Annotated in this window: 16 protein-coding genes; 8 read left to right on the forward strand and 8 right to left on the reverse strand. The window is 24.7% G+C overall.

Translation table 11 applies throughout. From position 1 onward, the window contains the following. The first annotated feature begins 32 nt into the window (after window positions 1–32). The 3 genes from CRIB_RS03980 (at window position 33) to CRIB_RS03990 (ending at window position 3,996) form a co-directional block, all read left to right on the forward strand. Window positions 33–527 carry a hypothetical protein gene (locus tag CRIB_RS03980; protein WP_180703243.1) on the forward strand — a complete coding sequence of 165 codons (495 nt, stop codon included), beginning with the start codon at window positions 33–35 and terminating at the stop codon, window positions 525–527. Window positions 528–1,603: 1,076 nt separating this feature from the next. Continuing rightward, window positions 1,604–2,782: a cation diffusion facilitator family transporter gene (locus tag CRIB_RS03985; protein WP_180703244.1), complete on the forward strand. Its 1,179-nt coding sequence runs from the start codon at window positions 1,604–1,606 to the stop codon at window positions 2,780–2,782. Window positions 2,783–2,976: 194 nt separating this feature from the next. Then, window positions 2,977–3,996 (forward strand): M28 family metallopeptidase, encoded by a 1,020-nt coding sequence (locus tag CRIB_RS03990; RefSeq protein ID WP_180703245.1) that lies wholly within the window; start codon window positions 2,977–2,979, stop codon window positions 3,994–3,996. A 315-nt stretch (window positions 3,997–4,311) separates the two neighbouring features. On the opposite strand, the gene CRIB_RS03995 is transcribed toward CRIB_RS03990, so the two are convergent. Beyond that, window positions 4,312–5,340, reverse strand: coding sequence for a DUF4179 domain-containing protein (locus tag CRIB_RS03995; protein ID WP_180703246.1), 1,029 nt, complete (start codon window positions 5,338–5,340; stop codon window positions 4,312–4,314). Window position 5,341: 1 nt separating this feature from the next. Then, on the reverse strand, window positions 5,342–5,875 hold the full coding sequence (locus tag CRIB_RS04000) for a sigma-70 family RNA polymerase sigma factor (RefSeq protein ID WP_180703247.1): 534 nt from the start codon (window positions 5,873–5,875) through the stop codon (window positions 5,342–5,344). A 223-nt stretch (window positions 5,876–6,098) separates the two neighbouring features. Between CRIB_RS04000 and CRIB_RS04005 the strand changes: the two genes are divergently transcribed. Continuing rightward, window positions 6,099–6,566, forward strand: a complete 468-nt coding sequence (locus CRIB_RS04005; RefSeq protein ID WP_180703248.1) for a hypothetical protein — start codon at window positions 6,099–6,101, stop codon at window positions 6,564–6,566. Window positions 6,567–6,804: 238 nt separating this feature from the next. Here CRIB_RS04005 and CRIB_RS04010 read toward each other — a convergent pair whose 3' ends face one another. Both CRIB_RS04010 and CRIB_RS04015 read right to left on the reverse strand, forming a co-directional pair. Next, the gene (locus tag CRIB_RS04010) at window positions 6,805–6,975 is read right to left on the reverse strand and encodes a hypothetical protein (protein WP_180703249.1); all 171 of its coding nucleotides are present in this window, start codon (window positions 6,973–6,975) and stop codon (window positions 6,805–6,807) included. A 160-nt stretch (window positions 6,976–7,135) separates the two neighbouring features. After that, a complete protein-coding gene (locus CRIB_RS04015) occupies window positions 7,136–7,501 on the reverse strand; it encodes a hypothetical protein (RefSeq protein WP_180703250.1) in 366 nt (121 codons plus the stop codon). A 278-nt stretch (window positions 7,502–7,779) separates the two neighbouring features. On the opposite strand from CRIB_RS04015, the gene CRIB_RS04020 reads away from it, so the two are divergent. The 3 genes from CRIB_RS04020 to CRIB_RS04030 are packed head-to-tail and all read left to right on the forward strand — an operon-like array spanning window position 7,780 to window position 10,143. Beyond that, window positions 7,780–8,541, forward strand: a complete 762-nt coding sequence (locus CRIB_RS04020) for a conserved phage C-terminal domain-containing protein (protein ID WP_243633571.1) — start codon at window positions 7,780–7,782, stop codon at window positions 8,539–8,541. Window positions 8,542–8,571: 30 nt separating this feature from the next. After that, window positions 8,572–9,873 (forward strand): replicative DNA helicase, encoded by a 1,302-nt coding sequence (locus CRIB_RS04025; protein ID WP_180703251.1) that lies wholly within the window; start codon window positions 8,572–8,574, stop codon window positions 9,871–9,873. A 9-nt stretch (window positions 9,874–9,882) separates the two neighbouring features. Continuing rightward, the gene (locus CRIB_RS04030; RefSeq protein ID WP_180703252.1) at window positions 9,883–10,143 is read left to right on the forward strand and encodes a Mor transcription activator family protein; all 261 of its coding nucleotides are present in this window, start codon (window positions 9,883–9,885) and stop codon (window positions 10,141–10,143) included. A gap of 110 nt (window positions 10,144–10,253) precedes the next feature. Here CRIB_RS04030 and CRIB_RS12795 read toward each other — a convergent pair whose 3' ends face one another. From CRIB_RS12795 to CRIB_RS04045, 3 genes are all read right to left on the reverse strand, one after another. Next, window positions 10,254–10,406, reverse strand: coding sequence for a YvrJ family protein (locus tag CRIB_RS12795; protein ID WP_180703253.1), 153 nt, complete (start codon window positions 10,404–10,406; stop codon window positions 10,254–10,256). Window positions 10,407–10,414: 8 nt separating this feature from the next. Then, window positions 10,415–10,642 carry a DUF2922 domain-containing protein gene (locus CRIB_RS04040; protein WP_180703254.1) on the reverse strand — a complete coding sequence of 76 codons (228 nt, stop codon included), beginning with the start codon at window positions 10,640–10,642 and terminating at the stop codon, window positions 10,415–10,417. Window positions 10,643–10,773: 131 nt separating this feature from the next. Continuing rightward, window positions 10,774–10,995 carry a DUF1659 domain-containing protein gene (locus tag CRIB_RS04045; protein WP_180703255.1) on the reverse strand — a complete coding sequence of 74 codons (222 nt, stop codon included), beginning with the start codon at window positions 10,993–10,995 and terminating at the stop codon, window positions 10,774–10,776. Window positions 10,996–11,235: 240 nt separating this feature from the next. On the opposite strand from CRIB_RS04045, the gene CRIB_RS04050 reads away from it, so the two are divergent. Continuing rightward, complete coding sequence (locus tag CRIB_RS04050; protein WP_180703256.1) at window positions 11,236–11,487, forward strand: Mor transcription activator family protein; 252 nt, start codon at window positions 11,236–11,238, stop codon at window positions 11,485–11,487. 134 nt (window positions 11,488–11,621) lie between these two features. Here CRIB_RS04050 and CRIB_RS04055 read toward each other — a convergent pair whose 3' ends face one another. After that, entirely contained in the window at window positions 11,622–12,803 is a 1,182-nt protein-coding gene (locus CRIB_RS04055) for a M56 family metallopeptidase (protein WP_180703257.1), read from the reverse strand. Window positions 12,804–12,806 lie beyond the last annotated feature (3 nt).

A 12,806-nucleotide genomic window follows, 5' to 3' on the forward strand; every position in this document is an offset into this window, starting at 1 on the left:
TTAAAAAGTACAATGGGGGAGAACGGTATAAAATGAATAAGTATAAAAAGTTAATAGTATTATTATTAATAATTGTAGTAGGAGTAATCTTATTTATATATCCTAAATCATTTAAGCAAACGTATAAAGATGTACAAGTTTTTGAAAATGGTAAAAAAGTAAGAACAGTCGATATTAAACTAGATGGTAAAATACATAAAGCTCACTGGGTTTGGCAAAGACTTAAATTCAGTGAAGAGTTAAATGGAAGTATTACTATAGATGGTGAAAAATACTTCTTACATCCGTATGATTTATATATGTTTCCAGATGAAAATGGTAACTTTACTGATAATGGTATTTATGAGTGTTCATTGAACAAAGATAAAAATGAATCTTTAGAAGATAAAAATATTTATTTTTTTATAACACATGATAAAAGTACACTTTATATAATAATGGAGAACAAGGAATTTATTTATCCATATAATACAGATGAGGATTATCAAAAAGTAAGAGAAAGAATGGATAGCTGGTTACAATTTTAATATAATGCGAACAAAACAGTAGGAGTACATCAATATAGAGATACACCTACTTTTTTGATATCAAAATTGATTATATAGTAGTTTAACTTTAAAAAGTTAGTATATATATTGTTTATATATGGTTATATAAATAAAATTATAATAAATTAGATACTACCATTTATAAGTTAATTTACTATAATATCAATAATATATTAGAATATATCAAAATAAAAAATACAATATTAAATAAGAAAACTTAATCTTAAAGTAAAGAATACAAATAATGACATTGGTTTATTAAAAAGCTTATCTCATAAATAAGATATAATACTATTTTAACTTACTATAAAATGAAATATTTTGATGATATTTAATTTAAATCAATTAAACTTTATAATTTTTTTATATAAATTATAGAATTTAGGGGTATATATAAAGTGTAGTTTTTATTAGAGGCTTTATCTATATGCCTTCTAAGTAATATTATTTCATAAGGGGTAGCGGCTATGATTTCTCCATATAACTTATCCTGAGTTAAATAAGTGTATATTTCTACATATTGGTTTAAAAGTGAGATAGCTAATTCATGCATAATATCAGCTCCTTAGCAGATATATCTTATTATAATATGTCAATAACTCACCACTTAGCTTCGCTTGAAGTGGGAGCTTGTAACTCTAGTACACGAAGTGCCAACGATACTATGTATCTCCTTCCTCAAACCTAGATTACGATAGGCAAATTGACAATTGCCCAAACATTGGAGTTTACTCTAACGCCTCTAAGAGTGCCTTTTACGCAACGGTTATCTCTTAGTTAATATAATTATTATATCATATTTAAGAAAGGAATGGTATGGCTAGTTTAGAGGTGTAAAACCCCTTCGGATTCGGCAAATTCCTCTCCTCCCTACTACGTTGAGGAAGGAGTATCCTTTACCTAAAACAGATGAAATTATGTATAAATTTGACATTAAAATATTAGTAATATTCCAAAAAAAGTAATTATATGATAGTATTATTGGAGAAAAAATATCCACATATAAATAAGTAAGCATAGAGAAATAATAGATAATAAAATAGAAAGGAGCGAATATGTTTTCAAATTTATTAGTAAAAACTTTTATAAAAGACAGTGAAAATATTGAAAATGAAGATGTAAGAAATAAATATGGTTATCTAGCGGGAATAGTTGGAATAATAGCAAACTTTATATTATTTGCAGTAAAATTATCAGTAGGATTATTAACATCAAGTATAGCTATAATGGCAGATGCATTTAATAACTTATCGGATATGGCATCTTCAGTTATAACAATAGTTGGATTTAAATTAGCAAGTATACCACCTGATAAAGAACATCCTTTTGGACACGGTAGACTTGAATATATATCTGCACTTATAGTTGCATTTATGGTAATGCTTGTAGGATTTCAATTTGTAAAATCATCAATAGATAGAATACTAAATCCTGTACCTATAAAATTTGAAATAATACCATTTATATTACTTTTCATATCAATACTTGTTAAGATATGGCTAAGTAGCTTTAATAAGTTTATGGGGGGCAAAATAAACTCATCTGCACTAAAGGCAGCATCAGTTGATGCAATGGGGGATGTATTTACATCAAGTACTGTTTTAGTATCATTTTTAGCAGCTAAATTTACAAACCTTCCAATAGACGGATATGCAGGTATAATAGTATCAGTAGCAATACTTTATGCAGGGTACTCATTAGTTAAAGAAACTATAAGTCCATTACTTGGAGAAGCACCAGACCCTGAATTAGTAAGAGGAATAAATCAAGCTATACTTTCATATGAGCATATACAAGGAGTACATGATTTAATAATTCATAATTATGGAGTTGGAAAATCAATAGCATCTGTTCATGCAGAAATACCAGCAGATATAGATATAATGACAATACACGATATAATAGACACTGCTGAAAGAGAGATATCAGAAAAGTTTAAAACTCACTTAGTGATACATATGGATCCTATATGTATTGAGACTGAGGAAGTAGCATATACAAAAAGTGAAGTAGAAAAGATAATAAAGTATAATCCAGTTATAAAATCCATGCATGATTTTAGGATTGTTGGTCATGGAGAACATCAAAGTATAATATTTGATGTTGTAGTTGATAATGACAAGATGGTTAAAATTATGACTGAAGAAGAGTTAAAAGAAGATATAATTAATGCGATAAAGGATGTTCATCCAGAGTATAATTGTATAATAACTATAGATAGGGATTTTCATTAAAATTTGATAAAAGGTATGATGTAAAGCTCATACTTTTGCATGGGGAGATTATAAAATAACCACACCTTAGTATTTTAAATTATTAAATTATAAGGTGTGGTTATTTTTATAACTTATACAAACTATTAAAAAAATCAATTAAAAATGTATTATTCCTTTATTTTTTGAATATAACTCTTTTAGGAGGTGTTTTCGTGTCTAAGAAAACTTTTATGAAACTATCTTTATGTTTTAGTTTGATATTAATATCTTTTAGCTTGAATGGTTGTTCTACTTTAAAAGATAGGTCAATATCAAAAGAGGAAATAAAGATTGAGGATGAAAAAGTTGAAACTCAAATTATGGTGGATGAAGAAGAAATTTTAAGCACTATAGAAGATCTCGCTCTTCAAGTTAGAAAATTTGGAACAGAAGGAGAGAAAATTTCGGCAGATAAACTAAAATCAAAATTAGAATCATATGGGTATGATGTGGATTTTCAAGATTTTGAGGTATTTGATATGGGTGATAATATTAGAGAGTATATTCATTCTGAGGATGTGAATATTTTTTTTAATTTAAACCCTACAAATAGTACAAGTTCAATAGGAACTGCAAGAAATATAATTGCTAAATCTAAGGATTTTGATGTAAATAAAAAAACACTTTATTTATCAGCTCATTATGATACTACAAGTGGTACTACAGGTGTATATGATAATGCTACAGGAGTAAGTGCTGTTGTAGAAATTGCTAGAAATCTTCAAAATTATAAAAATGATGAAATTAATATAGTATATACTATTTTTAGTGCTGAAGAATATTTTAAATCAGGTTCTAGATATTATCTTAGTCAATTAAGTAATGCAGAAAAAGATAATATAATAGGAGCTATAAATATAGATATGATAGGATATGAAGGTTTTGAATATCCAGAATTAAAAACAGTTGGACCAATAGAAATTATTTTAATGCAAGAAGATAATAACACTTTAAGTGATGCATTTAATAATCAATTTAATGAAAAATATAATATTAATAGTGAACTAGGTGGAATGTCTGATGATTTATCATTTTCTAAGTTAGGTATACCTACAATATATTTTGCAGATGAGAATTTTATGACCGGATTTAATATTGAACAAGAAAGTACAAATATACAGTTAGAACCTGTAAAAGTAAATGCTATTTATAGTTTTTGTGAGGATATTGTTGAGTTTGTAAAAAATTTATAATAAATGTTAAGATTTTATTCTTAAGTTATGTTATCTATCTTCGTGATAAATATAGCATAAAAATAACCACATCTTAGATTTTTCAATATATTGAATTCTAAGATGTGGTTACTTCTATAACTTACTATAAATTGTTTGTAATATAAAATATCTAAATATTTTATTATATACTTATATTACTTATACATCACTGATAATAATAAGTAACACCAAGTTTTATAGCTATAATTTCTAGTATGGTACTTGGTGTTTTTTACATAATATCGTTAATAAGTTGTTATATCGTTATTTAAACTATTTTTTTATAAAATTAATTTATTGAATATTAACTTTAAATTCCGCAATAGGTGTCTTATCTTTTTGATAATCCCCATATACTGTAACTACAATATACTCTGGAACAACTCCTATATCACTAAGGTATGAAATTGATTCATAACTATTTTCATCATACAGTGCAGATCCATTATTTAGTATATTGCCTTTATCATCTTGTACTTGAACATATCCAATAGTATTATTTTTATTTGATTTTAAATCTATATTTAAAGATGTTTGATTAATTTTAATGTCTTTTATTGTTACTCCATTTTTATTTTCATTAACTCTTATTTTTTTATACATTTTTTTATTAGATTTAACATCAAAGTCCATTTTCCACTCAGTATCTAAAGTACTTTTTAGATACTCACCTAGTTTAAATGAAAATTTTACATTAGCTGTATTTCCAAATTCTAACCCTTCAGGCATAAAATCAATTAAAATATTAGATTTCATAGTATATTCATTAATAAAATTTGCCATTGGGTATTCAAAAGAATAATTACCAATTTCATTGTCATCTATGTATAAATCCCATTCACTAAATAAAAGGTATGGAATTGGATTGTTGTTTATATAGTTAATATCACTAAGTGCATCCACATACTTAGTATCTTTAAATGGTTCCTCTGACTTTAATGTAAAGTCTATATAAATTTGATTTCCAGTAAACCATGATTTATTTACTGTAAATGTTAATCCATCATTTGAAAATGATTTATTTATATTTGTTACACTATCTTCCATACTTTCATTTTGAATAGCATCTTGTATTAGATACATCATATCACTTAAGACTGGAATTTTTTCTGCAAATGAAGGGTACTTTATACTTATTCCTATTGCTCCAGAAAATATTGTTAATATAGATATTGATGCAATTAATAGATTTTTATTTTTTTGTTTTCTTGATTTCAACTTTGATTTCATTATATTTTTCATTTTTTCATTATCTGTTTTGGCTTCATTATATCTATCAAATTGAATTACTTCGTTATTTAGTACTTTATATTTATCTATCATATTATTTACCACCCTCTTTTAATAAAGACTTTCTTATCTTCGCTTTTCCCCTAGATAATTTACTATGTACGCTAGAAATAGCCAATTTCTTATTATGTGCTATTTCTACTATACTTTCATCTTCTAGATAATATCGCCTAAATATTTCTTCATCATCTTTAGATAAGAAGTTTAATGTCTCATTTAATTCTTCTTGTATTTCTATGTGTAATAAATTTTTATCTATATATGGTGTTTCTTCATCTAATATAGACGATTCTATCTTATTTAGATATTTTCTTTTATAATCAATTGATTTATATTTAGCTATTGCACATATCCAATTTTTAAAAGAATTTTTATCTTTTTCAAATCCATCTATATTATCCCAAATGGCTAGTAAAGTATCGCTAACGCATTCTTCTTCATAGTTAATAAGTGTACCTAAATGATATCTAACTACAGAAGTAATAAGGGAATTATACTGGTCTATTAAAATTTCCATACCTTTTTCATTTCTCTTCTTTATGTATTTAATAATTAATTTATCTTGCAAGTTACTTCCTCCTCACTGTAAAAGCTTTTACACTAATTAATTCGTAAATTAATATCAAAAACTTGCACATTTAAATAAATATTTTTATATTTAATATTTTATAAATTGTTTTAAAACTGAAGTTATATTATTATATAGTATATATATTTTTAGTTCTGTAATATAATCAAGTTCAGAATTGTTATATATTATGAATTAGGGAATAAAAAAATAGGGGTGTTTTATGAGAAAGTATATTTTAATATCATGTATTTGTGCGTGTATATTATCATTAATAGTAGGTTGTGAAAATATTGATTCTAATAAATCAGATGTAGATGAATCAACTAAAGTAGAGGCACAGAATGAGAATGCAATTGATTTTTATGAAAATCCAATTTTAGTTGATAATGAAGATTTAAAAATAAGTGCTGTAAACCTTCAATATAAGGATAATGCTGGTATGATTGAACTAATCATAGAAAATAAATCTGATGAATTAATTTCTGTAAGTTTAGATAAACTATTTTTTAGCGATAAAGAAAGAGATGCACACCTTTCATGCAATATAAATTCAAACTCTAGTGCTAATGAATACATATATATAGAAAGTATTACTTCAATAAATGATTTTCATGACAAAATAGAAGGAACTTTAAATGTTTTAATAAATGAAAATAATAACCAATATGACTTTATATTTAAAGGATAATTGACTTTATTAATATGCTGGTAATTATTTATAGTAAATTATAAAGATAACCAGATTTTAGGCTTTAATATATTAGAAATACTAAGGTATGGTTATCTTTATATCATATTTATAACAAAGAAAGCTAACATAGCCATTAAATTTATGCAATAAAATTCACATTATATTAATATTATTCACTAAATATGCTATAAAAATTGAAGTTTATTTACTATATAAATTTACTGATATCATAATCTTATAAAAACATCATTCCTAATAAGCCTGATACAATCACTAATATAAATGTTATAGAAAGATATTTTTTTTTCTTTTTATATTCATCCTTATTATTAGTATTCATAAAAAACTTAGCTTTTGTTTCTAAAAACATAGCAATAGATTCTATTATATCTATGAAAAAATCCATTTCTCGTTTCTTCCCCTTATCTAAATAATACAATAATTATATAATATCAAAATTGTAGTTATTTCGCATTAATAATAATTGCTAACTTGATTGTATTATATAAAATATTCAATTATTTTCTAATTATAAAATAATTTCATTAATTTAATCACGAAGTTAGCTAAAATAGCTTAATAAATATATTAAGTATGTATAACATCATTAATATAAATAATAAAGCAAATATTAAGGATTTTTCCATTTTAATTATAGAATTAATAATTTGGATATTTGCAAAATCATTTCTCTTATACTTTTCATTATTATAATATTTACAGTAGTACTTTTTAAACCTTGAAATAAGAAATACTATTATAAATATATAAAATACAGTAACTAATAACATAGTAGCAAGACCTGTTAAATAAACGAAAACACGAGCTATACAAAGTATAAGTTTATGACATAAAAACATTAAAAATACTACAAGAGACCCTAAAACTATAGAGGTTAATAGTGCAAGATTAGAATCATTATTTTTATTCATTATGATATCTCCTTTAACTTTTATTGCTATATTATATTAAACAAATAACATCTGTTAGAACTTTATAATAACTGTAAATATAAGATGAAATAGATATTATAAAATTATAGATTAAATAATGTATTTGAATTTAATATAAAAAAATAAATATTATTAATATAATTGTTAAATAAATATTCATATAAGTATTGAAAATAATTGTAAAATATATTACTATAAAAATATAGAACGAATGTTTCGAAAAGGGAACGAAAATAAAACGTAATGAGGGGAATAAAATGAAATCACAAATAGGATACTTTAAAACTAATATACAAGTGCTAAAATTTGATAATATAAAAGACATAGATAAAATAATATTTAATCACTACATAACTAAAAAAGTAAACTACAACAACATGAATGGAAATTTACCAAAAGGCCAATTTTACATAAGTAATGGTACAGTTTCCAAGGATTTAAACATATCAATAGGAAAAGCCAAAAGACTTATAAAAAACTTCAAAGAACTAAACATAATACAATTAGTTCAATTAGGAAACACTGACAATAAGCCATCAGTATACGAATACAGCAATAATATTGACCTAGGCTATGACCTAGGACACAACCTAGGTAATGATATTAAAGAAGCTAGTAATAGCAATAATTTATGCTTATTAGACGAACATACATACGATATAGGTGACGATATAGAGAACTGCCACTCTAAAAAGAATAATATAAATAATAATAAAATAGTTTCTTGTGTAGTTGATTATTTAAACAAAAAAACTGGTAAGAGATTTAAAAAAACATCAGTTAAAACAAAGAGCCTTATAAATGCAAGGCTTAATGAAGGATTTGATGAAGAGGACTTTTACAGGGTAATAAATATAAAATCAAAACAATGGTTATACACTGAAATGGAAAAATACTTAAGACCAGAAACATTGTTTAGCAATAAGTTTGAAGGATATTTAAACGAAGAAGTTGATATAAATGAGGATATAGATGATTTAAATGATATAAAACCATTTGATATAGAATTTGATTTTTAAAATAATTTTATTTAACTAGGGGGAAGAAACATGGCACCATTAGAAGCTATAAATATAGAAAATTCAATACTTGGAAGTATTATATTAGACAATACCTTAGCATATAAGCTAGATGAATTAACAAAAGATATGTTTTCAGTATCATACAACAAAGAAATATTTGAAATAATGAAAAATTTACATAAAAACAATTACACATTAGATATACCAACAATAAAAACTAAATTAGATGAAAGAAAAGTAGATGTGATGATTTCTTACATAAGTAAATTATCATCAATAGGTGAGACTTATGCAATAGATACACATATAAACATATTAAAGGATAAGTTTAAAAGAAAATGTATAAAATTAAGTTGCATGAATTTAATAACTGAAATACTTGAAAACAAAGATATAGATTCATCTCTTTTTAAATTTGAAAATGATATAAAAAATACAATAGATCAAGATATAGACGATAAAGATGATATGAGTTCTATTTGTGAAAGAATACTAGATTTTCTTGAAAATGATAAAGAAACTGGTCTTAAATTTGGAGTTAAGTTATTAGATGAAGTTATAGGAGGTCTTTTTAAAGGAGAGCTTACAACTATTGCTGCTAGAAGTGGAGTTGGTAAAACTGCATTAGCACTTCAAATAATGTTAAACTGTGCAAATCAAGGTAAAAAGGTATTATTTATAAGTAGGGAAATGAGTAATGAGCAAATAGTTATGAGAAATATAAGTAAAAAAACAGGAATAAGTGCTAAAAGTTTAAAGTACAAAAACTTAAAAGAAATAGATTGGAAAAATATAATAGATGTAATGCATGAGTTTAGTAAGGATAACTTAATATACATAAATGATAGAATAAGCACAATACCTCAGTTAAAAAGAAGAATAAGACAAGTTAAGCCTGATTTGGTAATAGTGGATTATTTACAGCTTTTAACTATAGAACAAAACTTACAAAATAGGGAAAGAGAAGTTGCAACTTTATCTAGGGAACTTAAAAACATAACTTTAGATTTTCATATACCAGTTATACAGTTAAGTCAATTAAATGATGAAATGAAGGATTTAAGACCTTGGGGAGAGCGTCCAATGAGAGATAGTAAGGCAATATTTCATGATAGTAATAATGTTGTATACATACATGAGCCAGTACTTTCTGACTTTGAAGAAGCGGTTATAAATATTAAAAGAGACAAAAAAAGTATACTTAAAGCAAGGGAAGAGGGAATAAAAATAGTAGATTTAATAGTTGCTAAATGTAGAGATGGAGAAACTAAGTTTAGACATTATTGCTACAATGGGCCAAGGCTACATTTTCAACATATAGATTATTAGGAGGATAATATGAATTATATAAAAGTGGAAGATATTCCAGAGGAATTTGTGGGACTTGCTAACTTTATGGGGATTGATAAGTTTATTGAGTTTTGTAATGAATACGGAGGGATAGCTATTTATTTTCCAAGTAAGAAAACCCTTCTTAGAAATGGAAGAAATAGAGAGATTATAAATATGTATAATGGAAAAAATATAAAAGATCTTGCAAGGGCATTTGAAATAAGTGAGGTTCAAGTTAGAAATATTATTAAAAGCTCGAAGTGCTAACTTCGTCAATGAGATATACATACTTACGTTATGGATATCTTTGTTGCTCAAAATTTGTGTCGTTAATAGCTAAAACTAGATATTTCTAAAGAATAAAGGGGTAGCAGTTGCTACCCCTTGTTCATGCTTAAAATGTTTTTAGATAGTTCATTTATACTATCTGTTAAAATGGTAAGTTTTCCTTCGATTCTAATAAGTAAGTACATACTTATAGCAATTGGAAAGCCTACATTTGCAATCAGAACTTCTAAATTACCATCCATATATTATATTAAAATACTAAGTCGTAGTTAGTAGTATCAGTTTCAACAACTTTTGCAGAAACTAATGATGCTAAATCAGATCCACCTGGTGCAAATATGTTTTTCTCTTTTATAAGTTCCATACAAGTTTTTACTTCTTCTTCTGTTAAATCCTCTTTTGGGTTATCCACTGTTAATGATACCTTTTTATCATCTGTAGTTTTAAAAGTCATAATTAATTTTTTATTTAATTCCATAATAAAATCCTCCTAATAATATTAATTTTAATAATATAAAGTACTTCAAAAGTTAAAACCTTAATTGATAGCTATTTCAAAATGATATTTTTGAAATGTTTCGCTGACACATCGCTCAAGCGAAGTAAATTTTATGCTAAAGTTGTGTTGTCTATTTTAGCAACTTCTAAAACTGGGTACTCTTGAAGTGATTCGATAGCACTTGCTACTTCGTATACATCTTCATTAGAAGCGTTGTATTTAACATTTGAAAATGTTTTGCTTTTTACTTTAGTTTTACCTGTTAAATCATCTTTTCCTAAATCAAATTTTAATCTAAGTCCTGCTGGATTATTTAATACTGTAACTGCCATATAAGTTACCTCCTAAATTTTATTTAAGCTATTTGTAAAGCTTATATTTATATATTAACTAAAAAGTTGTAAGTATAATTTCAATGTAGTTTTCTAAAGTATATTTAAAAGTATTTTCCTAGAAAGTTTTTATATTAAAAACTACAATTATATTAAAGTAAGATATTGTTGTACTTAGACATTAAAATTACAAAATATTATGGCATAGATAGTTTAAATTTAAATTTTGGAGGGGTTAAAATGAAGTTAAGAAAAGAAGATGTATATGAACATTTAGAAATGTTGTATGAAATTGTTGGGGAGGAGAAATATTTAGAAATAGTTAGGATGTATGGAGGAAGTAATCTTTATATACCAACTTATAAAGCTACTATTAGAAATGGTAGGAATAGGGAAATTAAGAAGAGGTACAATGGAGTTAATGCAAGTTATCTTGCTGCTGAGTACGGTATGAGTGTTAATAATCTGAGAAATATTATTAAAGAGAACTAAATAGAAAACAACTAAAAAGGCTATGAATTTATAGTCATAGCCTTTTAAAATAAATAATTATTGTTCTTTAATTTTGGTATAGAATACATAAGATTATCTACATACTTGTCAATGTTTTAACTATTTTTGTTTAATTAATCTATTCTATATTCACCTATAATATTTTTTCCACTCTCATCATAAAGAGGTATCATTCTAATAGGATTCTTTTCTTTTTCTTTAATATAGGCTTCAACTTCTTCTAGTGTATTTAAAGGTTGTGGGTTATATAAATCATTTTTTTTAACATAGCCTATCTTATTGTTAGTACCAACTGCCTTTATAAATTCATTTAAATCTACATTTTCTGCATGTACTTCATCTGTAGCATTAGAATATTGAAATAAAAATGCGGTAGATGTTACTATCGTACATAAAACAATACATAAAGTTATTCCTCTTTTTTTATTTTTTAGCAGAAACATATTATTAATTCTCCTTTTAACCTTATTTGACTTCTTAGTCTTAAGTTGAGATATGTATAGGGGAATTTCTATTTGATTATTAGATTTTATTGTGTCAAGCAACATTAATGAATATTCCTTTATTTCAAATAAAGAGTAGTTGTCTATTACAGTCTCATCACAAGATAGTTCACACTGTTCATAAAAAAAGTTCCTTAATATGTATATAATAGGATTAAACCAGTATATTATATTAACCATCGTCATCAAGCACTTAAAAAAATTATCTTTCCTTTTATAATGAATTAGTTCATGTTTAAGTATAAAGTTTAATTCAGATTCAGTATATTTTTTATCAGGTAATATTATCTTTGATTTAAAAATTCCAGTAATTATAGGTGTATATAATCCATCTAACTTATATATATCTACATTTTGTTTTATCTTTAAATCATTTTGCTGATTTATTAGCACATTGATTATTAAATTATCATTTATACTTTGCCTAGCTCTAGACAAAGCTAGGTTAAATTTTATATATTTGTATAATAGGTATATACTTATAAATACTATAATAATTAGCCATATATAAAATAATAAATTAAAAAGATTAAATCCATTATTTATAAATTTAGAATAAGGATTTATATTTATAGATTTAGAAGATAGATTATTACTAGTATATAGCTGTTTTGGTAGATAAATTTTAATTTTAAAAATAAACAGCATTCTTATAGCTATTATTATAGATAGATTGTACTTAAATTTAGAGTTATATTTAAAGTTATCATTATTAGATAAATAAATAAATATAGCTATAGGGATAAAAGAATAGAAACTTAATTTTATAATCTCAATAAATATTTTATCCATCGA

The organism is Romboutsia ilealis (assembly GCF_900015215.1).
Classification (GTDB): domain Bacteria; phylum Bacillota; class Clostridia; order Peptostreptococcales; family Peptostreptococcaceae; genus Romboutsia; species Romboutsia ilealis.